Source organism: Rathayibacter sp. AY1E2 (assembly GCF_002932325.1).
Classification (GTDB): Bacteria; Actinomycetota; Actinomycetes; order Actinomycetales; family Microbacteriaceae; genus Rathayibacter.
Map to the genome: position 1 here is coordinate 126883 of NZ_PSVO01000004.1, position 20046 is coordinate 146928.

Here is a 20046-nt window from a genome sequence, read left to right on the forward strand (position 1 = left end):
CCCCAGTCCGGGGACCCCGCCCCGCAGAGCGCGCGTAGACTGACGTGGTGCTTCTGTGTCTGACGGCGTCGCACAAGAACGCCAGCTTCGATCTCCTCGAGAAGCTCTCCGTCGACTCCTCCGCCGTGACCGCGGCCCTCTCCGAGGGGATCGACTTCGTCTCCGGAGCCGTCGTCGTCGCGACCTGCAACCGCTTCGAGGCCTACCTCGACATCGAGGAGCCGCTGACCGCCGCGCAGGCCGTCGCCGTCGAGGCCGCCACCGCCGCCGTCAGCGCCGCGACCGGCGTCGAGCAGGACGAGCTGCGCGGGAGCGTCGACGTCGTCTCGGGCGACCGGGTGGCCGAGCACCTCTTCGCCGTCTCCAGCGGGCTCGAGTCCGTCGTGGTCGGCGAGGGCGAGATCGCGGGCCAGGTCCGCCGGTCCCTCGAGGAGGCGCGCCGCCTCGGCACCACCTCCTCCGAGCTCGAGCGGCTGTTCCAGCGCGCCTCGCAGACCTCGCGCGGCATCAAGAACCGCACCGGCCTCGGCAGCGCCGGCCGCTCGATCGTGCGCCTCGCGCTCGACCTGGCCGCGAGCCGCGTCACCGACTGGCGGGCCGCCCGCGTCCTCCTCGTCGGCACCGGCAGCTACGCGCGGGCGACCGTCGCGGCCCTGCGCGACCGCGGAGTGGTGGACATCGCCGTGCACTCCCCCTCCGGCCGCGCCGAGGGCTTCGCCGCCCGCCGCTCGCTCCGGCCCATCGCCGCCGCCGATCTCGCGCTCGAGGCGGTCTCGGCCGACATCGTCATCACCTGCACCACGACCCAGGAGCCGGTGCTCGACGCCGCCCTGCTCGCCGCCGGGCGCCTCCAGGGCTTCTCCCGCGAGCGCCAGCTCGTGATCGACCTGGGCCTGCCGCGCAACGTCGCCTCCGACGTCACCTCGGTCGCCGGCGTCGAGCTCCTCGACCTCGAGACGATCAGCCTGCACGCGCCTCTCGACGTGCTCGACGCGTCGCAGCAGGCGCGCGCGCTCGTCGACAAGGCGGCCCGGAAGTTCTCGGACGTCGCCGACGAGAAGAGCCTCACTCCGGCCGTCGTCGCCCTGCGCGCTCACGTGTTCGACGCGCTCGACGCCGAGATCGAGCGGGCCCGCTCGCGCGGCGACGAGGACGGCCGCACCGAGCAGGCGCTCCGCCACCTCGCCGGCGTGCTGCTGCACACCCCGAGCGTCCGCGCCCGCGACTACGCGCGCGCCGGAGCGCAGGAGGCGTACCTCACCGGGCTCGAGGCGCTCTTCGGCATCGAGGTCCCGGCCGAGCCCGCCGCCGCGCGCCCCGACTCTGACGCCGCCACCGCGTGAGCCTCCGGCTCCCCTTCGACGCGGAACCGCTGTGCTCCGCGCCGCTGCTCACGGAGCGCCTGCTCCTGCGTCCCCTCGGACCGGAGGACGCCGAGGACCACGCGCGCTACCAGGGCGACGCCGACGCCGTCCGGTTCCTCCGCTGGCCGGTGCGCACGCCCGAGGAGTCGCGGGCGCACCTGCAGTGCCGCCTCCCCTCGACACGGCTCGCCGCTGACGGCGACGTGGCCGTGCTGGCGATCGTCCCCCGGGAGGGCGTCCTCGCCGGGCGGATGATCGGCGACCTCACGCTCATCGCGACGTCCGTCGAGCAGGAGGCGGTCGAGATCGGCTGGGTGCTGCACCCGGAGGCGCAGGGGCGCGGCTACGCGACCGAGGCCGCCCGGGCGCTGCTCGACCTCGCGTTCGACACCCTCGGCGCCCACCGCGTGATCGCGCAGCTCGACGCTCGGAACACCGCCTCCGCCCGCCTCTGCGAGCGCCTCGGGATGCGCCCCGAGGCGCACCACCGGGAGGACGAGTTCTGCAAGGGCGAGTGGACCTCGACCCTCGTCTTCGCCCTGCTCGCCCGCGAGCGCTGACCGCAGGGCCGGCTGGTCCGCGCCCTCCGGGACGCCGCCGGCCCGTCCGGTCGGCGGCGTCCCGGGAGGAGCGTCAGGCCCCGCGGAGCCCGGTGAAGAGGTACGACTCGAGCTGCTCGAGCGGGATGCGCTCCTGCTTCATCGTGTCGCGGTCGCGGACGGTCACGGCGTCGTCCTCGAGCGAGTCGAAGTCGACGGTCACGCAGTACGGGGTGCCGATCTCGTCCTGGCGGCGGTAACGGCGGCCGATCGCTCCGGAGTCGTCGAAGTCGACGTTCCAGAGCTGGCGCAGCTGGTCGGCGACGCGGCGCGCGAGCGGCGAGAGGGCCTCGTTGCGCGAGAGCGGCAGCACGGCCACCTTCACCGGCGCCAGGCGCGGGTCGAGGTGCAGCACGGTCCGCGTCTCGACCTTGCCCTTGGCGTTCGGCGGCAGCTCCTGCTCCTCGTAGGCGTCGACGAGGAACGCCATGAGCGCGCGGGTGAGGCCGAACGACGGCTCGATCACGAACGGCACGTAGCGCTCGTTCTTGTTCTGGTCGAAGAACGAGAGGTCCTTGCCCGAGTGCTCGATGTGCGTCTTGAGGTCGTAGTCGGTGCGGTTCGCGACTCCCATCAGCTCGCCCCACTCGCCCGAGGCGAAGCTGAAGCGGTACTCGATGTCGACGGTGCGCTTGGAGTAGTGGGAGAGCTTGTCCTTCGGGTGCTCGTACTGCCGGATGTTCTCGGGGTTCATCCCGAGCCCGACGAACCAGTCCCAGGCGAGCTGCATCCAGGTCTCCTGCCACTCCTCGTCCGTGCCGGGCTCGACGAAGAACTCGAGCTCCATCTGCTCGAACTCGCGGGTGCGGAAGATGAAGTTGCCGGGGGTGATCTCGTTGCGGAACGCCTTGCCGATCTGGCCGATGCCGAAGGGCGGCTTGCGACGGGCGCTCTGCAGCACGTTCGCGAAGTTGGTGAAGATGCCCTGGGCGGTCTCGGGACGCAGGTAGTGCAGACCCGACTCGTCGTCGACGACGCCGAGGTAGGTCTTCATCAGGCCCGAGAACTGCTTGATCTCGGTCCACTGGCCGACCTTGTCGGGGTGCTCCGGGTCCGGGATGTCGGCGAGGCCGTTCACGGGCGGGTGGCCGTTGACCTCCTCGTACTTCTCGAAGAGGTGGTCGGCGCGGTAGCGCTTGTGGGTGATCAGCGACTCGGTCAGCGGGTCCGAGAAGACGCCGACGTGTCCCGAGGCGTGCCAGATCGCCGTGGGCAGGATGACCGCGGAGTCCAGGCCGACGACGTCGCCCCGGCCCTGCACGAAGGTCTTCCACCACTGGCGCTTGATGTTCTCCTTGAACTCCACGCCGAGCGGCCCGTAGTCCCACGCCGAGCGGGTGCCCCCGTAGATCTCACCCGAGGGGAAGACGAATCCCCTGTGCTGCGCGAGGGTGATGACTTTGTCGAGGGTGGTGGGTTCTGCCACGGGTTGCTCCTCAGCTGTTCGGGCGCACGGGGCCCCGGCGCGCGCCGGCTGCGCGCGTCCTTCTGGTGTGCCCCCATGGTAGCCGCGGGGGCGCCGCGACGGTCCGCCCGCGGCGGGCATGATGAGCGGATGAGCACCCTCCCGCCGATCGTCGTGTCCGCCGTCGCCGTCCTCCGCGACCGGCGCGTCCTGATGGTCACGGCGCGGGGCCGCGACGTCCTCTACCTCCCCGGCGGCAAGGTCGACGAGGGCGAGAGCGGGATCGAGGCGGCGGCCCGCGAGGCCCGCGAGGAGCTCGGCGCCGTCGCGCTCGGCCTCGAGCCCCTGTTCACCGTCCGCACCCAGGCGCACGGCGAGCCGGAGGGGCGGGAGGTCCACATGAGCGTCTTCGCCGCCGAGCTCGACCGGGAGGCGCGCCCGAGCGGCGAGATCGACTCGCTGCACTGGGTCGACGGCTCCGATGCGGGCCGCTGCCCGCCCGCCGGGGTCGAGACCCTCCGGCTGCTGCGCGGTCTCGATCTCGTCGACTGACCCTCCGGCGCCGGGCCGGCCGCGGGGCGGCTAGCCTCGTGGCGTGGAGACGAGACGGCGTGCACGGGACCGGTCGAGCGCGGAGGAGCCGGACCGGCTCGAGCCGGTGCGACTGGAGGCGGCCGTGCCGATCCTGCGGATCTTCTCGGTCGCCAAGGCGGGCGAGTTCTACGTCGACTACCTCGGCTTCGAGGTGGACTGGGAGCACCGCGCCGCGCTCGACGCCCCCCTCTACCTGCAGGTGTCGCGCTCGGGGCTCCGCCTGCACCTCAGCGAGCACCACCGCGACGGCAGTCCCGGCGCCGCGGTGCACGTCGCCCTCCGCGGTGTCCGCGAGCTGCACGCCGAGCTCGACGCGAAGGCGTACCCCTACCTCAACCCGCGGATCACCCGCACGCCGTTCGGCTTCGCGCTCGACGTGATCGATCCGTTCGGCAACCAGCTGCGCTTCGCGGAGCCGGCCCCGGTGCCGCGCCTGCCCTGATCGGTGCGCGTGCGGGTGCTTGTACAACCTGAGCGCCGACTGATCAACCGTTCACCGGCCGTCCATGCACTTCGGAGTCCCATCCTTTAGCGTGGCTCCGATGGCTTCACGGGGGACGATCGAGCGGCCGGACACGGCCCGGGCAACGGGACGGCAGCGCCGACCGCGGCTCCGCTTCATGGAGGCCGCACCGCTGGCGACGGGCCTGCTGGGCTCGATCGCGATCCTCCTCGGCTCGCTCGGCGTGGGCTACCTGCCCGCCGGCTCGCCCATCCGCGACTGGCCTCTCGTCGCCTCGATCCGCGCCACGGGCTGGCTCACCGAGTCCAGCGGCGCCCTCGTCGTGGGCGGCGGGATGCTGCTGCTGATCGCGTGGCTCCGCCTGCGCACGGTCGCGCTCGCGGCGGGCCCCGGCTCCGTCCGCACCATCGTGGTGGCGGCCCTCGCCTGGACCGCTCCGCTCCTCGTGACGGTGCCGCTGTTCAGCCACGACATGTTCTCCTACGTGGCGCAGGGTCGCCTGATGACCCAGGGCATCGACCCCTACACCCACGGCGTCGCGACGCTCCCGGGCTGGTTCGACCTCGGCGTCGACCCGCTCTGGGCCGACACGCCCACGCCCTACGGGCCCCTCTACCTCCTGATCGAGCGCACCGCCGTGCAGTTCGCCGGCTACGGCGCACCGGAGCTCTCGATCGCGATGCTCCGCGCCGTGTCGGTCGCGGGCGTGGCCGTCATGGCCGTCTACGCGCTCCGCCTGGCGCGCCTGCGCGGCCTCTCGGTCCCGCTCACCGCCTGGACGATCGTCGCCAACCCGCTGACCCTCGTGCTCTTCGTCGTCGCCGGCCACAACGACTCCGTGATGCTGGCGCTCATCCTCGCGTCGCTCTACTACGCCCAGACCGACCGGCGCATCGCCGCCGTCGTGCTGATGGCCGGAGCGATCGCGATCAAGCCGATCGCCGTGATCGCGCTCCCCGTGCTCGCGCTCCTGTGGCTGCGCCACGACGCGACGTGGCGCGAGCGCACCCGCGGCTGGCTCTGGACGGGCGCCGGAGCGCTCGGCCTCGTGGTCGCCGTCGGGCTGCTCGCGGGCGTCGGGGTCGGCTGGGTCGCGGCGATGGTCGTGCCCGGCTCGATCCTGCACTGGTACGCGCCGATGTCGTTCGTCACGGTCTCGGTCTCCCGCGCCGTCGAGTTCACCGGTCACGACCCCGCCGCGGCGATCGCCGTGGTCAAGATCCTCGCGCTCGGGCTCGCCGGCCTGATCGCTGCGCGCCTCATGCTGTCGCGGCGCTCCATCGATCCGCTCGCCCGCCTGTCCGGCGCGCTGCTCGCGTTCGTGACGGCGTCGACCGCCATCCACCCCTGGTACGCCCTCTGGATCCTGCCGATCGCCGCGCTCGCGCGCCCGTGGAGCCGCTCCCACGTGCATCTGGCGGTCTACGCGTCGATCTTCCTCATGTGCGTCACGCTCGCCGAGCCGATCGACGGCGGAGGCGGCACGATGGACCAGATCCCGGCGCGGGTCGCGACGATCGCCGCGATCGCCGTGGTCGGGATGTACGTCCTCCTCGGCTACACGGACGAGGAGCGGGTCGAGGGTCTGCCCCTCGTGCGCGCGCTGCCGTTCGGCTCCGTGATCCTCGCCCGCCTCAGCGGCGGCCGCCTGGTCGACGCCCGGATGGCCGCCACGCGCCTGCGCGACTAGCCGGAGCCGCGGCTCAGGAGTCGGACTCCTCTCTCCGACGGCGGGTGCGGCGGTCGAGCGCGGCCTGCGCCGTCTCGGCGGCCGAGTCCGGGGAGCCGACCGGCCCGGTGGGTCCGGCGAGGGTGCTCGAGAGCGACGACAGCCAGCCGGAGTCGTCGCGGCCGGCGTTCAGCGCATCCGAGAAGAGGGGGAGGTCGCTGCGGGTGGCGTGGATCGCGTAGGACTCGCGGGAGAACCCGTTGTCGGGGACGACGGGCGTCCTGCGGGACGCGCGCGTGGCGTTCGGGGCCTGCTCCTGTCGCGAGGCGTCCGACGCCTGCTCCTGGGCGGCCTGCTCCCGGCGGGCGTCGCGCTCGTCGCGCGGGGTGCTGCTGTCGTGGTCCACGGCGGTCCTCCTGCTCTCCGCCCCGAGCGGAGGGGCAGGCGCCGCGATGACGGGGCGGCGCCCGGTCAGGCTACCCCTCGTTCAGGGTGTGGCGTCGTCGGCGGCCCCTGATCGTGGCGCGGGGCGCCAGACGACCAGCTCGGTCCGGCGCTGCGCGCGCGTGCCGTGGCGCAGAGTGACCACGTCCCCCTCGAGTCCGGCGGCGAACACGCGGCGGCCCGGCCGGTTCAGGAGCTCGTCGGCGAGGGCCGACTCCAGCTCGCGCACCCGCTGCGAGAGCGACTGCACCTGGTTCTCGAGCTGCAGGATGCGCGCGATGCCCTCGAGAGAGACGCCCTCGGAGGAGAGCCGCGCGACCTCGCGCAGCTGCACCACGTCGCGCATCGAGTAGCGGCGCGACTTGCCCGCGGTGCGGGTCGGGCTCACGAGCCCGAGCCGGTCGTACTGCCGCAGGGTCTGCGGGTGCATCCCCGCCAGATCGGCGGCGACGGCGATCGCGAAGACGGGCGTGTTCTCGTCCATGTCTCCTCCTCCGACCGGTCGCGCCGATCCGGTGCTAGTAGCGGGCCTTCTCCAGGATGTCCTCGCGCGGGTCCTCGTCCGGCTCGGCGGCGGCGTAGGCCTCGAGGGCCTCACGGGCGGCGGCGGACAGGTGGCTCGGGACGGCGACCTGCAGGACGGCGAGCAGGTCGCCCGTGCCCTTGGGGGTCGTGACGCCGCGGCCCTTGACGCGCAGGACGCGGCCGCTCGGGGTGCCTGCGGCGACCCGGAGCTTGACGGGCTCGCCGCCGAGGGTCGGCACCTCGATCGTCGCGCCGAAGACGGCCTCGACGAAGGTCACGGGAACCGTCACGCGCAGGTTCAGCCCGTCGCGCTCGAACACCGGATGCTTGCGCACCGAGACGGTGAGCACCAGATCGCCGGGATCGCCGCCGTCCGGGCTGGGGCGGCCCTTGCCGCGGACGCGGATCTTCTGGTCGTCGGCCACGCCGGCGGGGATGCGCACCGAGAGGGTGCGCCCGTCGCCGGTCTGCAGCTGGACGGTGTCGCCCCGGGTCGCGGTGCGGAAGTCGATGGTGGTGCTGGCGGTGACGTCGGCGCCCTTCTGCGGGCCGCCGAAGCCGCGGTAGCCGCCGCTGGGCTGGCCGAAGCGGCTGCCTCCGCCGCCGAACATGCCGCCGAGGATGTCCTCGAAGCCGGGCGGCGGGCCCTGCTGGGTGCTGTAGGAGGTGCGCCCGCCCTGGCCGAACATGCCGCCGAAGACGTCGTCGAACCCTCCGGGCTGGCCGCCCGCGGTGAAGCGCGCTCCGCCGCCCATGGCGCGGATCTGGTCGTACTCCTTGCGCTGCTCGGCGTCCGAGAGCACGGTGTACGCCTCGCTGATCTCCTTGAAGCGCGCCTCGGCCTTCGCGTCCCCCGGGTTGGAGTCGGGGTGGAACTGGCGGGCGAGCTTGCGGTAGGTCTTCTTCAGGTCCGCGGCGGAGACGTCCTTGGACACGCCGAGGACCTTGTAGAAGTCCTTGTCGAACCAATCCTGGCTGGCCATGTGCCTCTTCCTGTGTCGAATGCGGCGAGGGACCCCGCCCCGGTCCGGCAGCGTGCTGCCGAGCGGGGCGGGGTCCTCCGCGGTGGTGGTGCCGGTGGCGGGGTCAGTCGGCGGGGACTGCCACGACCACCTTGGCGGCCCGCAGCAGCGAGCCTCCGAGGTAGTAGCCCGCCTCGACGACGTCCGCGACCGTGGAGGTCTCGGCGCCGGGGGTGGGCTGCTGGAAGATCGCCTCGTGGATGTTCGGGTCGAACAGGTCGCCCACGGCGCCGGTCTTCACCAGGCCGAGCTTCTCCACTCCGCCGCGCAGCTTCTGCGCGATGGCCGTGAAGGGCCCTCCCTCGGCGAGGTCGCCGTGCTTCTCGGCGCGGTCGAGGTCGTCGAGCACGGGGAGGATGACCTTCACCGCGTCGCCGATCGCCCGCTCCTTGTCGACCTGGCGGTTGGCCTCGGTGCGCTTGCGGTAGTTCGCGTACTCCGCGGTCACCCGCTGGAGATCGGCGAGGTGCTCGGCCGCGAGCGTCTCGGCGCTGGACTGTCCCGAGAGGAACGAGAGGTCGGCGTCCGAGAGGCTGGTCTCGACGTCGGGCCCCTCGGCCTCGATGAGGCCCTCCTGGTCCTGGGCGTCCTGCGCCGCCTCGGCTCCCGCCTCGCCGCCGGTGGCCGGCTGCTCCTCGGGGAGGTCCTGGGGCTCGTTCTCGGCTGCCATGGCTACTTCGTGTCCTTCGGCTCGTCCTCGTCGATGACCTCGGCGTCGACGATGTCCTCGTCGTCCTTCTTGTCACCGTCGGCCGGAGCGTCCGCGGGGGCGCTCTGCGCGGCCTGGTCCTGGGAGTAGATCGCCTGGCCGATCTTGGTCTGCGAGGCGTTGAGGGCGTCGAACGCGGTCTTGACGGCCGCGTCGTCGTCGCCGGCGAGCGCGGTCTTCAGCGCGTCGACGTCTCCCTGCACCTCGGACTTGACGTCCTCGGGCAGCTTGTCCTCGTTGTCCTTGATCAGCTTGTCGATCGAGTACGCCAGGGTCTCGGCGTTGTTGCGGATCTCGGCGGCCTCGCGGCGGGCCTTGTCCTCGGCGGCGTGCTCCTCGGCCTCGCGGACCATGCGGTCGATGTCGTCCTTGGGCAGCGACGAGCCGCCCGTGATCGTCATCGACTGCTCCTTGCCGGTGCCCTTGTCCTTCGCGGACACGTGGACGATGCCGTTGGCGTCGATGTCGAAGGTGACCTCGACCTGCGGGATGCCGCGCGGGGCCGGCGCGATGCCGGTCAGCTCGAACGTGCCCAGGTTCTTGTTGTCGCGGGTGAACTCGCGCTCGCCCTGGAAGACCTGGATCGCGACGGACGGCTGGTTGTCGTCGGCCGTGGTGAAGGTCTCGGACCTCTTGGTCGGGATCGCGGTGTTGCGCTCGATGAGCTTCGTCATGATCCCGCCCTTGGTCTCGATGCCCAGCGAGAGCGGGGTCACGTCGATCAGGAGGACGTCCTTGCGCTCGCCCTTGAGGACGCCGGCCTGCAGCGCGGCGCCGACGGCGACGACCTCGTCCGGGTTGACGCCCTTGTTGGGCTCCTTGCCGCCGGTGAGCTTCTTGACGAGCTCGGCGACGGCCGGCATGCGGGTCGAGCCGCCGACGAGGACCACGTGAGCGATGTCCTCGACCTTGACGCCCGCCTCGGCGATGACGTCGGTGAAGGGCTTGCGGGTTCGCTCGATCAGGTCGCTCGTGAGCTCCTCGAACTTGGCGCGGGTGAGCGTCTCGTCGAGGTTCGCCGGACCGTTCTCGGTGAGCGAGAGGTAGGGCAGCTGGATGCTGGTCGAGGTGCTCGAGGAGAGCTCCTTCTTCGCCTGCTCCGCGGCCTCCTTGAGGCGCTGGCGAGCGATCTTGTCCTTCGAGACGTCGACGCCGGTCGAGTCCTTGAAGCGCTTGACCAGGTGGTCGACGACGCGCTGGTCCCAGTCGTCGCCGCCGAGGCGGTTGTCGCCCGAGGTCGCGCGGACCTGGATGGTCGAGAAGTCGTCGTCCTTGCCCACCTCGAGGAGGGAGACGTCGAACGTTCCGCCGCCGAGGTCGAAGACGAGGATGAGCTCGTCCTCCTTGCCCTTGTCGAGGCCGTAGGCCAGCGCGGCCGCGGTGGGCTCGTTGATGATGCGCAGGACGTTGAGGCCGGCGATCTCGCCGGCGTCCTTGGTCGCCTGGCGCTCGGCGTCGTTGAAGTAGGCCGGGACGGTGATGACCGCGTCGGTCACCTTGTCGCCCAGGTACTGCTCCGCGTCGCGCTTGAGCTTGCCCAGGATGCGGGCCGAGATCTCCTGCGGGGTGTACTTCTTGTCCTCGACGCCGAAGGTCCAGTCGGTGCCCATGTGGCGCTTGACCGACGCGATGGTGCGGTCGACGTTGGTGACGGCCTGGCGCTTCGCGGTCTCGCCGACGAGCACCTCCCCGTCCTTGGTGAACGCCACGACGGACGGCGTGGTGCGGAAGCCCTCGGCGTTGGCGATGACGGTGGGCTCGCCTCCCTCGAGGACGGCCACGACAGAGTTGGTGGTTCCCAGGTCGATGCCTACGGCACGGGACATATGCGTTGTTCTCCTTCGCGATCGGCGTCGCGCGGGCGGCTGCCGGTCAGTTGACGGGTGGTGCGGAATCCTCTGCGGGAGTTGAGCCCCGCACGCTCAAGTTTACGCGTCCGTCGTCTCGCGTCAAGTCCGGAGGCGAGAAGTTGAGTCGCATCGGCTCAACTCTCAGACTCGCGGGTCCCGCCGCTTCCGGCCGTTCACCTCCTCCCCCTACGGTGGGCCCATGACGACGCGCACCGGCCGCTGGCCCGTCCTCGCCTGGGGCCTGTGGGACTGGGGCGGATCGGCCTTCAACGCGGTGGTGACCACCTTCGTCTTCACCGTCTACCTGACCACCGACGGGCTCTTCGGCACTTCGAGCGGAGTCTCGGCCGCGCTCGGCTGGTCCCTCGCCGCCGCCGGCGTGGTCGTCGCCGTGATCGCGCCGATCACCGGCCGCCGGGCCGACCTCGGCGGGCGCCGCCGGCTCTGGCTCGGGATCCACTCCGCCGTCGTCGTCCTCTGCATCCTGCTGATGTTCCTCGTGCGCCCCGACCCGGCCCTCCTCTGGCTGGGACTCGGACTGCTCGCGGTCGGCACGGTCTTCTTCGAGTTCGCGAGCGTCAACTACAACGCGATGCTCCTCCAGGTCTCGACCCGGGCGACCATCGGCCGCGTCTCCGGCTTCGGGTGGGGCATGGGCTACGTCGGCGGGATCGTCCTGCTGCTGATCGTGTACTTCGGCTTCATCTCGCCCGAGGTCGGGCTCTTCGGAGTGACGGGGGACGACGGCCTCGACGTGCGCGTCTCGATCCTGGTCGCCGGCGTGTGGTTCGCCGTCTTCGCCCTCCCTGTGCTGGTCGCGGTGCCGGAGACGCCGGCGCGCGCGAGCCGGGCGGAGCGCGTCGGCGTGATCGCCTCCTACCGCGCGCTCTTCGCGCAGGTCGCCGCCCTCTGGCGCGAGAGCCGCAGCACCGTGGCCTTCCTCATCGCCAGCGCGGTGTTCCGCGACGGGCTCACCGGGGTCTTCACCTTCGGCGGCGTGCTGGCGCAGGGCACCTTCGGCTTCGACGCCGGCGAGGTGATCCTGTTCGCCATCGCCGCGAACGTCGTGGCCGGAGTGGCGACCATCTCGGTCGGCGCGCTCGACGACCGCATCGGCCCCAAGGCCGTGATCGTCGCCTCGCTCATCGGCCTGGTCGTCTGCGGCACCGCCGTCTTCGTCCTGCACGACGGGGGGAGCACGGTGTTCTGGATCTTCGGCCTGCTGCTGTGCCTGTTCGTCGGCCCGGCGCAGTCGGCGAGCCGCAGCTACCTGGCCCGCCTCATCCCGGAGGGACGCGAGGGCGAGATCTTCGGCCTCTACGCGACCACCGGGCGGGCGGCCTCGTTCCTCGCGCCCGCCGCCTTCGCAGCCGCCGTCTCGATCGCCGCGGCCGTCTCGGGCAGCGGCGAGGCGAACGTGCAGTACTGGGGCATCCTCGGGCTCGTCCTCGTCCTCGCCGTGGGGCTGGTGCTGCTCCTGCCGGTGCGCCGCCCGCCGGCCACCGCCCCCGTCGTGCCGGAGCCGCGGCTCGCTCCGCCCGCCCGCCGGGACTGACGAGGCCCGTCCCGCGGGAGACGCGGGCGAGGCCCCTCCCCGCGCGCCGCCGGCCGCGGATCAGACCGTGGCGATCCAGAACACGATCAGCAGGAGCGTGACGAGGAAGCCGGTCAGGAAGTTCAGCGCGAGGAAGCGCTTCCAGCCCGCGTTCGCCCGCTCCGCCTCGGCGTCCTCGAGCGACCGGTACGGCCAGATGCTCACCGCGTACGGCACCGCGAGGATCGCCGCGAGGGTCCCCGGCCAGGGCAGCAGGAGCAGGAGCAGGCCGCTCGCGACGTAGGCGGCGATGGCGAAGCGCGTGGTCGCCTTCGCTCCGATCACGGTCGCGATCGAGCCGATGCCGCCCGCGCGGTCGGCCAGGATGTCCTGCACCGCGCCGAAGGCGTGGCTCGCGATCCCCCAGAGGAAGAACGCCACGAGCAGCGCCACCAGAGGTCCGGTGACCACGGTGCCCGCGAGGGCGATCCCGTAGACGGCCGGGCTGACGAAGTGGGTCGCCGAGGTCAGCGAGTCGACGAACGGGCGCTCCTTGAAGCGGAGCCCCGGCGCACTGTAGGCGATCACGGCGAAGACGCTGATCGCGAGGACCAGCCACGAGACCGGTGACCCGAGCAGCACGAGCGCCACCAGGAACGGCACGTTCGTGGCCACCGCCGCGATCAGCGTCGCGCGGTGCTCGCTCCGGTCGAGCACGGCGCCCTCGACGCCGCCCTTGCGGGGGTTCCGCAGGTCGGACTCGTAGTCGAAGACGTCGTTGATCCCGTACATCGCGAGGTTGTAGGGGATGAGGAAGTAGATCGTGCCGAGCACGAAGGCGAGGTCGATCTCGCGGGTGGTCAGCAGGTACGCCGCCGCGAACGGGTAGGCGGTGTTGACCCAGCTCAGCGGGCGGCTCGAGACGAACAGCGCGCGCAGCCGGTTCACGGCTCGCTCCGACGACGCGAGGGCAGGAGCACCCAGAGCGCCGGGAGGGCGAGGGCCGCGGCGATCGCGTAGGCGAAGTCCTCGATCGGAGCGACACCGATCCGGATGCCCGAGATCAGGTCGTCGTCGTAGGCGACCAGCAGGCCCACTCCGATCATGATGTTGTCGAACACGGCGGTCATCACCAGCAGCACGGCGAGGGTGCCGAGGACGGCGGGCAGGCGCAGGACGCGTCGGCGCAGCGCGAGCAGCAGCAGCACCAGCACCACCGCGAGGAACACGGCATTGAGGAGGAGGTAGGTCACGCGCGCGCCTCCGCCCGCCGGGCGACCCGCTGCGAGAGGAAGCCGTGCACGTCCATCGTCAGGTAGCAGAGCAGGGTGAGGAAGAGGACCTCCTCGACCGGGAGCTCCGGCGCGATCTGCAGGCCGGTCATGTAGGAGGTCTCGCCGCGGAAGAAGACGCCCAGGCCGATCCCCACGAGGTCCCAGACCAGGAAGAACGCGACTCCCACGGGCAGCACGATCGCCGCGCGTCGCGCGTCCGCCCAGAAGAACAGCCGGAAGCGGCGGTCGAGCACGATCATCCCGGTGATCGAGACGAGGAGCGCGAGCAGGTAGAGGATCCCCACGCCTACTCCCCCACGGCGACGGGCGCGACCGGAGCGGACGGCGCCTCCCGCACGGGCAGCGGCTCGGTCGACACGTCGCCGCGCACGCGCTTGAGCATGACCTCGGCGCTGATGATGCACATCGGCAGGCCGATGCCGGGGATCGTGGAGCTGCCGGCGAAGAGCAGTCCGTCGACGTGCCTGCTGACGTTCCCGGCGCGGAAGAAGGCGCTCTGCGAGAGGACGTGGGCCGGTCCGAGCATCGAGCCGCGCCAGGCGCCGAGGTCGCTCTCGAAGTCGGCCGGGCCGATGGTGCGGCGGACGACGATCCGCTCGGCCAGGTCGGTCGCGCCGGTCCAGGACGCGATCTGCGCGATGGCCTGGTCGGCGATGGCCTCGACGCGCGCGTCGCCCGCGCCGTCGACTCCGCCGTGGCCGATCGAGGTGTCGGCCGGGATCGGCACGAGCACGAACAGGTTCTCGTGCCCCTCTGGAGCCGTGCTCGCATCGGTCGCGCTCGGGCGGCAGACGTAGATCGACGCGGGGTCGGGCACGGTCGGGTGCTCGCCGAAGATCTTGTCGAAGTTGTCGCGCCAGTCCTTCGTGAAGAGCAGGGTGTGGTGCTCGAGCTCGGGCAGCTCCCCGCGCACGCCCAGGAGGACGAGGACGGCGCTCGGGCCGGGCTCGCGCTTCTCCCAGTAGGCGGGCGGGTAGGTCCGCAGCTCCTCGGGGAGGAGCGACTGCTCGGTGGTGAAGAGGTCGGAGGCGTTGACGACCAGGTCGGCGGGGATCCGCTCCGTGCCGTCGGGGCCCGTGAACTCGACTCCGACGACCTCGGCGCCGCGGCGTCCGCCGCGGGGCGAGCGCGCGGTGAGGATCCGCGTCGCGGGCGAGGACGTGCGGACGGTGACGCCGGCCTCCTCGGCGACGTCGGCGACCGCCTCGATCAGCTTCGTGAATCCGCCCATCGGGTAGAGCACCCCGTCGGCGAGGTCGAGGTGGCTCATCAGGTGGTACATGCTCGGCGCGGCGAACGGCGAGGAGCCGAGGAAGACGGCCGGGTAGCCGAGGATCTGGCGCAGCCGGTTGTCGGTGACCGCCGTCGCCGCGAACGTGTCGAGCGGAGTGAGCAGCAGGCGGCCGAGCTTCCCGGTCCGGCTGAGCACGTCGCGGCGCAGCAGCGGGAGGAAGGACGAGAAGCTCGTGTAGAGGAAGCGGCGCTTGGCCATCTCGTAGGTGTCGCGCGCGGAGTCGAGGTACGCGCGCATCCGCTCGCCCGCTCCGGGCTCGATGCTCTCGAAGAGCGCGAGGTTCGACTCGAGGTCGGCGAGCACGTCGATCGGCTCGTCGACGCCCTCGCTGTAGACCCGGTAGCCGGGGTCGAGCGTGACGAGGTCGAGGCGCTCCTCGGCGCTGGTGCCCATGAGGCGGAAGAAGTGGTCGAACACCTCGGGCATGAGGTACCAGGAGGGACCGGTGTCGAAGCGGAAGCCCTCGTGCTCCCACGAGCCGGCGCGGCCGCCGACGGCCTCGCGCGCCTCCAGGAGGGTCACGTCGTAGCCGTCGCGCGCGAGCAGCGCGGCGGAGGCGAGCCCGCCGATCCCGCCGCCGATGACGACGGCGCGGTGCGGGCCGGTCCTCGAGCGGGTCGCGCGGACGGGGCCGGGGCCCAGGCGCGGGCCCAGCGTCGACACGGCCGCCTTCGCCGCGAGCGCCGCCTTGGCGGCCGTGGGCACGCTGACGCGGGCGCGGAGGAGCTCCTCGGCGGGCGTCGCGCGGATCCGGTCGGCCAGGGCGGCGAAGAGGGAGTGGGCGAGCAGGACCGCGCGCCGGCTCGAGCGCGGGAGCTCGGGCACGATGGCGGCGGCTTCGGCGAGGTCGTCGTCGAGGTCGGCGAGCAGCGAGGCCTTGTCGCGCTCGGAGAACGCCCGCGGGTCGACTCCGGGGAAGTAGCTGCGGCCGAGGCCGTCGACGTCGGCGGCGAGATCGCGGAGGAAGTTGACCTTCTGGAACGCGGCGCCCAGGCGGCGCGCTCCGGCCACGAGCCGCGCGCGGGCGGCCTCGGAGACGAGGCCCGCGTCCGGCGCCGCGAGGAACACGTGCAGGCACATCAGCCCGACGACCTCGGCGGAGCCGTAGACGTAGGCCTCGAAGGACTCGGGGGTGTGCTCGGTCTCGCGGAGGTCGGCGCGCATCGACGCGAAGAACGGCCGGGTGAGCTCGGTGCCGAATCCGGTCGCCCGCGCGGTCCGCGCGAAGGCGTGGATCACGAGGTTGGAGCTGTAGCCGGAGGCGAGCGCGCGCTCGGTCTCGGCCTCGAAGGCGTCGAGGGACTCCTCCACCGCGGCCCGGTCGAGACGGGCCTCCGCGGCGACGCCGTCGACGATCTCGTCGGCGACGCGCACGAGGGCGTAGACGTCCTCCACCCGCTCGCGGACGCCCGGGGCGAGCAGGCGAGTGGCCAGCCCGAAGGAGGTGGAGTAGCGGCGGATCACCTGCGCGGACGACTCGTGCGCGACGCGGTCGTACAGTTCGCTCTGGCGGCTCATCGTGCCACCGTACGGGGGCTCGGCCGGGCGGAGCGCATCGTCGCGCGCATCCGCGCGTGGCGGACAGCGCTCATCGGGTGCGCCCGACCACGCTGGCCACGAGCGGGCGGACCTCGTTGCGGAAGGCCTCCGACACCGCGGGGGTCTCCAGAGCCGCCCAGGCGCGATCGGCGAACTGGTTCGCGAGCCCCTCGGCGTAGCTGCGGGCGCCGCACTCCTCGAGGATGCCGCGCACCTTCTCCGCGGTCTCGGGCGCGAGGTGCTCGTCGCCGATCAGCGCCTCGATGTCGGGCCAGCAGTCCGTGCCGGCCGCATGGGCGATGAGGACGGTGCGCTTGCCCTCGCGGAGGTCGCCCAGCGTGGTCTTGCCGGTCTGCCCCTCCGAGCCGAAGACGCCGAGCAGGTCGTCGACGATCTGGTAGGCGATGCCGATCCAGCGGCCGAACTCGCCGAGCGCGTCCACCGCGGCGTCCGAGGCCCCGGCGAGGATCGCTCCGGCCTGCAGCGGCGCCTCGAAGGAGTAGACGGCCGTCTTGAGGCGCTCCATCTCGAGCACCTCGTCGACCGAGGGCATGCCCGGCATGAGGGAGAAGTCCACGTCGGCCAGCTCGCCCGCGGCGGAGGCGAAGACGGCCTCGTCGAGCAGGGTGAGCAGGCGGGCCCGCACGCCGTCGGAGGCGCCGACGCCCTCGACGAGGCGGTGGGCGCCGGTGAGGGCGAGGTCCCCGGCGATCACGGCCACCGAGGTGCCGCGGTGCTCGGCGATCGGGATGGAGAGGCCCGCGGTCGTCGCCTCGTCGCGGTAGCTGCCCGAGACGTTCGGGCCGCCGCGGCGCACGAAGTCGCGGTCGATCACGTCGTCGTGCACGATCAGCGCGGTGTGCAACAGCTCGAACGCCGCGCCGAGATGGGCGGCGGCCTCCGGATCCTGGCCGCCGTGGGCCTCGTACGCCGAGATCACCATCAGCGGGCGGAAGCGCTTGCCGCCGCGGGTGTTGGCCTCCAGCGTCTGCCAGAGGGTCAGGTAGCGGGGTCCGAGACGCACCGCCCGGGACCTCGCCAACGAGAAGAACCTGTCCAGGACGGCATCGACGTGCTCCTGCCTCAACCGGGACAGAACCACGGGGTCGCGCGTATCCACGTGGGAAGGCTAACAAAGGGGAGAACCAGGACGATAAGCCGGCTGATGTGTTGCGGCGTGCTTGACTTGCGGGTATGACTTCGCCAGCCGCCACTGTGCAGACGGACCGGATCGAGCAGGTGGTCCTCCTCGACGAGGCCGGGAACGCCGTGGGGGTCGCCGACAAGGCGACCGTGCACGACACGGCCACCCCCCTGCACCTCGCGTTCTCCTGCCACGTCTTCTCCCCGGACGGCGCGCTGCTGGTGACCCGCCGCGCGCTCGAGAAGCGCACCTGGCCGGGCGTCTGGACCAACTCCTTCTGCGGGCACCCCGCCCCGGGCGAGCGGATCGAGGACGCCGTCGTCCGCCGGGCCGAGCGCGAGCTCGGCGCCCGACTGGCCACTCTGGAGGTCGCCCTGCCGGACTTCCGCTACCGCGCGGTCGACGCGTCCGGCGTCGTCGAGAACGAGATCTGCCCCGTCTACACGGCGACGCTGTCGAGCCGCGACGCCCTCGATCCGCGCCTCGACGAGGTCATGGACTACGAGTGGGTCGACGCCGAGGCGACGCTCGCCGCCGTCCGCTCGACCCCCTGGGCATTCTCCCCCTGGCTCGTGCTGCAGCTCCCCCGCCTGCTGGGCTGACCCCCACGCCCTGATCCCTGCGCCGGCGTCAGTCGGTGTAGACGTCCGTGCGGTGGAAGTTGAGCGCCGACCGCGACGCGGTCGGACCGCGCTGGCCCTGGTACCGCGAGCTGTACTCCGCCGAGCCGTAGGGCTTCTCGGCGGGCGAGCTGAGGCGGAAGAAGCACATCTGGCCGATCTTCATCCCCGGCCAGAGCGTGATGGGGAGCGTCGCGACGTTGCTGAGCTCGAGGGTGACGTGGCCGGTGAAGCCCGGATCGATGAACCCGGCGGTCGAGTGGGTCAGCAGCCCGAGCCGTCCGAGAGAGCTCTTGCCCTCGAGGCGCGCCGCGATGTCGTCCGGCAGCGACACCTCCTCGTAGGTCGAGCCGAGCACGAACTCTCCCGGGTGGAGGATGAACGGCTCGCCCTGCGGCGTCTCGACCAGGCGGGTCAGCTCGGGCTGGTCCTCGGCCGGATCGATGTACGGGTAGCGGTGGTTGTCGAACAACCGGAAGAAGCGGTCGAGGCGCACATCGACGGACGACGGCTGCAGCATCGACGGATCGTGCGGGGCGAGCCCCACGCGGCCGGAGGCGAGTTCGAGCGAGATGTCGCGGTCGGAGAGGAGCACGCTGCGATCCTAGGGCGTGGCGCGACCCCGGGGCGTGGGCCGGCTCCGGGCCTTGCTACGATGTCCTGGTGCGCCCGAGCGGCGCCGCGCGAGTGTAGTTCAATGGTAGAACTTCTGCTTCCCAAGCAGATGGCGCGGGTTCGATTCCCGTCACTCGCTCTCCTCTCCCCTCGTCTGCGGCCGGTCCTCCGGCCCGACGCGAGCGGCTCCTCCTCCGGCCCGACGCGAGCGGCTCCTCCTCCGGCGCTGCAGCGGCGTCCGTCAGCGCAGCGGCGTCCGGCAGCCCCGCGGTGTCCGTCAGCCCAGCAGCGGCAGCCGCCCGACGATCCTGTCGATCCGGTTCCTCGGCCCCACCAGGCTGACCGCGAGGTACTGCAGCTCGTCGGAGCCGCTCGCCGCCACCGCCTCCCGGTACTCGTCGTACACCCGGGTGGCCTGCGCCGACGCGGGCATGTCGGCGACGAACGTCCCGTCGTGCGCCTCGGCCTTCTCGCGGATCGCGAGCAGGGTGGCCGCGTCGGCGGCGAGGACCGTGCAGCCGGCCCACGGCAGACCGGGATGCAGCGATCCGGACGCGTCGGCGGGGCTCGGTCCGAGCAGTCCCGCGACGTGCGCGGCCGTCGCGGCGCCCACGCAGATCGCGGCGTTCACGGCGCGACCGGCGGGGAGGGACTCGTCGACGACGACCACCCACTTGAGGCGGGCCGAGCGGGTGGGCGCGGCGGTGTCGATCTCGTCGGGGTGGAAGCCGACGGCGTCGGGGGCGGGGATGGTCATGCTGCTCCTCGGTTCGTGCGAAGTGACGTCACGAAGAGTAGGCAGGAGGGGTCCCCTGCGGCAGGATCTCCGTATGAACGACCAGCAGAACGGCCCAGGAGCGGCACTCGACGAACTCGACGTCCGGATCCTGCAGGTCCTGCAGTCGGAGGCACGGATCACGAACCGGGACCTCGCAGCCGCCGTGCACGTCTCGCCCACCACCGCCCTCGACCGCACGAGGAGCCTCCGGCGCCGCGGCGTCATCACCGGCGCGACGCTCACCCTCGACTTCGCGGCCCTAGGGCGCGGCGTGCAGGCGCTGATCGCGGTCCGCATCCGTCCGCCGTCGCGCGAGATCATCGAGGCCTTCCGCGACTGGGTCGCCGGCCTCGACGAGACGGTCGGCGTGTTCGTCACCTCCGGCTCGGAGGACTTCATCATCCACGTCGCCGTCCGCGACAACCAGGACCTCTACGCCTTCGTCATCGACGAGCTGACGCAGCGCCGCGAGGTCGCCGACGTGCGCACCTCGGTCGTCTACGAGCACCTGCGCGAGCAGGTCGTCCTGCCGCTGGAGCCGCACGGCCGCGCGGAGCGGTGAGGCGCCCGAGCGGCGTTCCGA

21 protein-coding genes and 1 tRNA gene are annotated in these 20046 nt (G+C 72.2%); 9 read left to right on the plus strand and 13 right to left on the minus strand.

The genetic code is table 11. From position 1 onward, the window contains the following. The first annotated feature begins 47 nt into the window (after positions 1-47). Positions 48-1343 (plus strand): glutamyl-tRNA reductase, encoded by a 1296-nt coding sequence (locus C5C49_RS05335; protein ID WP_104222952.1) that lies wholly within the window; start codon positions 48-50, stop codon positions 1341-1343. Continuing rightward, positions 1340-1924: a GNAT family N-acetyltransferase gene (locus C5C49_RS05340; protein ID WP_258068390.1), complete on the plus strand. Its 585-nt coding sequence runs from the start codon at positions 1340-1342 to the stop codon at positions 1922-1924. Before C5C49_RS05335 ends, C5C49_RS05340 begins: the two co-directional genes overlap by 4 nt. 73 nt (positions 1925-1997) lie before the next feature. Here C5C49_RS05340 and C5C49_RS05345 read toward each other — a convergent pair whose 3' ends face one another. After that, a complete protein-coding gene (locus C5C49_RS05345) occupies positions 1998-3389 on the minus strand; it encodes a glycine--tRNA ligase (RefSeq protein WP_104226140.1) in 1392 nt (463 codons plus the stop codon). A 129-nt stretch (positions 3390-3518) separates the two neighbouring features. Here C5C49_RS05345 and C5C49_RS05350 point away from each other — a divergent pair, with 129 nt between their 5' ends. The 3 genes from C5C49_RS05350 to mptB all read left to right on the plus strand — a co-directional run bounded on the left by C5C49_RS05350 (position 3519) and on the right by mptB (position 6115). Further along, entirely contained in the window at positions 3519-3920 is a 402-nt protein-coding gene (locus C5C49_RS05350; RefSeq protein ID WP_104222884.1) for an NUDIX domain-containing protein, read from the plus strand. Between the two features lie 43 nt (positions 3921-3963). Continuing rightward, positions 3964-4404 carry a glyoxalase superfamily protein gene (locus C5C49_RS05355; protein ID WP_208543318.1) on the plus strand — a complete coding sequence of 147 codons (441 nt, stop codon included), beginning with the start codon at positions 3964-3966 and terminating at the stop codon, positions 4402-4404. Between the two features lie 100 nt (positions 4405-4504). Then, the gene (mptB, locus tag C5C49_RS05360; protein WP_146078786.1) at positions 4505-6115 is read left to right on the plus strand and encodes a polyprenol phosphomannose-dependent alpha 1,6 mannosyltransferase MptB; all 1611 of its coding nucleotides are present in this window, start codon (positions 4505-4507) and stop codon (positions 6113-6115) included. A gap of 13 nt (positions 6116-6128) precedes the next feature. Here the strand turns inward: mptB and C5C49_RS05365 are convergent, their stop codons facing one another. The 5 genes from C5C49_RS05365 to dnaK all read right to left on the minus strand — a co-directional run bounded on the left by C5C49_RS05365 (position 6129) and on the right by dnaK (position 10620). Further along, the gene (locus C5C49_RS05365) at positions 6129-6500 is read right to left on the minus strand and encodes a hypothetical protein (RefSeq protein WP_104345616.1); all 372 of its coding nucleotides are present in this window, start codon (positions 6498-6500) and stop codon (positions 6129-6131) included. Positions 6501-6581: 81 nt separating this feature from the next. Beyond that, positions 6582-7022 carry a heat shock protein transcriptional repressor HspR gene (locus C5C49_RS05370; protein ID WP_104345617.1) on the minus strand — a complete coding sequence of 147 codons (441 nt, stop codon included), beginning with the start codon at positions 7020-7022 and terminating at the stop codon, positions 6582-6584. A 34-nt stretch (positions 7023-7056) separates the two neighbouring features. Continuing rightward, positions 7057-8046 carry a DnaJ C-terminal domain-containing protein gene (locus C5C49_RS05375; RefSeq protein WP_104222888.1) on the minus strand — a complete coding sequence of 330 codons (990 nt, stop codon included), beginning with the start codon at positions 8044-8046 and terminating at the stop codon, positions 7057-7059. 103 nt (positions 8047-8149) lie between these two features. Continuing rightward, positions 8150-8755: a nucleotide exchange factor GrpE gene (locus C5C49_RS05380; RefSeq protein ID WP_104222889.1), complete on the minus strand. Its 606-nt coding sequence runs from the start codon at positions 8753-8755 to the stop codon at positions 8150-8152. Positions 8756-8757: 2 nt separating this feature from the next. Continuing rightward, a complete protein-coding gene (gene dnaK / locus C5C49_RS05385; protein ID WP_104222890.1) occupies positions 8758-10620 on the minus strand; it encodes a molecular chaperone DnaK in 1863 nt (620 codons plus the stop codon). Positions 10621-10843: 223 nt separating this feature from the next. On the opposite strand from dnaK, the gene C5C49_RS05390 reads away from it, so the two are divergent. After that, a complete protein-coding gene (locus C5C49_RS05390; RefSeq protein WP_104226134.1) occupies positions 10844-12199 on the plus strand; it encodes an MFS transporter in 1356 nt (451 codons plus the stop codon). Positions 12200-12259: 60 nt separating this feature from the next. Here C5C49_RS05390 and C5C49_RS05395 read toward each other — a convergent pair whose 3' ends face one another. The 5 genes from C5C49_RS05395 to C5C49_RS05415 form a co-directional block, all read right to left on the minus strand. Continuing rightward, positions 12260-13126, minus strand: coding sequence for a prenyltransferase (locus C5C49_RS05395; protein WP_104222892.1), 867 nt, complete (start codon positions 13124-13126; stop codon positions 12260-12262). Further along, a complete protein-coding gene (locus C5C49_RS05400) occupies positions 13123-13431 on the minus strand; it encodes a lycopene cyclase domain-containing protein (RefSeq protein WP_104222893.1) in 309 nt (102 codons plus the stop codon). The genes C5C49_RS05395 and C5C49_RS05400 overlap by 4 nt, the downstream gene beginning before the upstream one ends. Continuing rightward, positions 13428-13757 (minus strand): lycopene cyclase domain-containing protein, encoded by a 330-nt coding sequence (locus tag C5C49_RS05405; RefSeq protein WP_104222894.1) that lies wholly within the window; start codon positions 13755-13757, stop codon positions 13428-13430. Before C5C49_RS05405 ends, C5C49_RS05400 begins: the two co-directional genes overlap by 4 nt. Before the next feature lie 2 nt (positions 13758-13759). After that, on the minus strand, positions 13760-16285 hold the full coding sequence (gene crtI, locus C5C49_RS05410) for a phytoene desaturase family protein (protein WP_104345618.1): 2526 nt from the start codon (positions 16283-16285) through the stop codon (positions 13760-13762). 70 nt (positions 16286-16355) lie between these two features. Continuing rightward, positions 16356-17330: a polyprenyl synthetase family protein gene (locus tag C5C49_RS05415; RefSeq protein WP_244229492.1), complete on the minus strand. Its 975-nt coding sequence runs from the start codon at positions 17328-17330 to the stop codon at positions 16356-16358. Positions 17331-17500: 170 nt separating this feature from the next. On the opposite strand from C5C49_RS05415, the gene idi reads away from it, so the two are divergent. Continuing rightward, positions 17501-18052 (plus strand): isopentenyl-diphosphate Delta-isomerase, encoded by a 552-nt coding sequence (idi, locus tag C5C49_RS05420; RefSeq protein WP_104222897.1) that lies wholly within the window; start codon positions 17501-17503, stop codon positions 18050-18052. A 28-nt stretch (positions 18053-18080) separates the two neighbouring features. Here the strand turns inward: idi and dcd are convergent, their stop codons facing one another. Beyond that, positions 18081-18665 (minus strand): dCTP deaminase, encoded by a 585-nt coding sequence (gene dcd, locus C5C49_RS05425; RefSeq protein WP_104222898.1) that lies wholly within the window; start codon positions 18663-18665, stop codon positions 18081-18083. A gap of 88 nt (positions 18666-18753) precedes the next feature. On the opposite strand from dcd, the gene C5C49_RS05430 reads away from it, so the two are divergent. Further along, a tRNA-Gly gene (locus C5C49_RS05430) sits at positions 18754-18824 on the plus strand. A gap of 138 nt (positions 18825-18962) precedes the next feature. Here C5C49_RS05430 and C5C49_RS05435 read toward each other — a convergent pair. After that, positions 18963-19442: a DUF2000 domain-containing protein gene (locus C5C49_RS05435; protein ID WP_104345619.1), complete on the minus strand. Its 480-nt coding sequence runs from the start codon at positions 19440-19442 to the stop codon at positions 18963-18965. A gap of 73 nt (positions 19443-19515) precedes the next feature. Here C5C49_RS05435 and C5C49_RS05440 point away from each other — a divergent pair, with 73 nt between their 5' ends. Beyond that, positions 19516-20025 (plus strand): Lrp/AsnC family transcriptional regulator, encoded by a 510-nt coding sequence (locus tag C5C49_RS05440; protein ID WP_104345620.1) that lies wholly within the window; start codon positions 19516-19518, stop codon positions 20023-20025. The last annotated feature ends 21 nt before the right edge of the window (positions 20026-20046 follow it).

What these genes read in the sequence shown, in the direction of transcription:
- C5C49_RS05350 (WP_104222884.1), top strand. Translation starts at nt 3,519, where the DNA reads ATGAGCACCCTCCCGCCGATCGTCGTGTCCGCCGTCGCCGTCCTCCGC.
- mptB (WP_146078786.1), top strand. Translation starts at nt 4,505, where the DNA reads ATGGCTTCACGGGGGACGATCGAGCGGCCGGACACGGCCCGGGCAACG.
- C5C49_RS05370 (WP_104345617.1), bottom strand. Translation starts at nt 7,022, where the DNA reads ATGGACGAGAACACGCCCGTCTTCGCGATCGCCGTCGCCGCCGATCTG.
- C5C49_RS05375 (WP_104222888.1), bottom strand. Translation starts at nt 8,046, where the DNA reads ATGGCCAGCCAGGATTGGTTCGACAAGGACTTCTACAAGGTCCTCGGC.
- C5C49_RS05380 (WP_104222889.1), bottom strand. Translation starts at nt 8,755, where the DNA reads ATGGCAGCCGAGAACGAGCCCCAGGACCTCCCCGAGGAGCAGCCGGCC.
- dnaK (WP_104222890.1), bottom strand. Translation starts at nt 10,620, where the DNA reads ATGTCCCGTGCCGTAGGCATCGACCTGGGAACCACCAACTCTGTCGTG.
- C5C49_RS05390 (WP_104226134.1), top strand. Translation starts at nt 10,844, where the DNA reads ATGACGACGCGCACCGGCCGCTGGCCCGTCCTCGCCTGGGGCCTGTGG.
- crtI (WP_104345618.1), bottom strand. Translation starts at nt 16,285, where the DNA reads ATGAGCCGCCAGAGCGAACTGTACGACCGCGTCGCGCACGAGTCGTCC.
- idi (WP_104222897.1), top strand. Translation starts at nt 17,501, where the DNA reads ATGACTTCGCCAGCCGCCACTGTGCAGACGGACCGGATCGAGCAGGTG.
- C5C49_RS05435 (WP_104345619.1), bottom strand. Translation starts at nt 19,442, where the DNA reads ATGACCATCCCCGCCCCCGACGCCGTCGGCTTCCACCCCGACGAGATC.
- C5C49_RS05440 (WP_104345620.1), top strand. Translation starts at nt 19,516, where the DNA reads ATGAACGACCAGCAGAACGGCCCAGGAGCGGCACTCGACGAACTCGAC.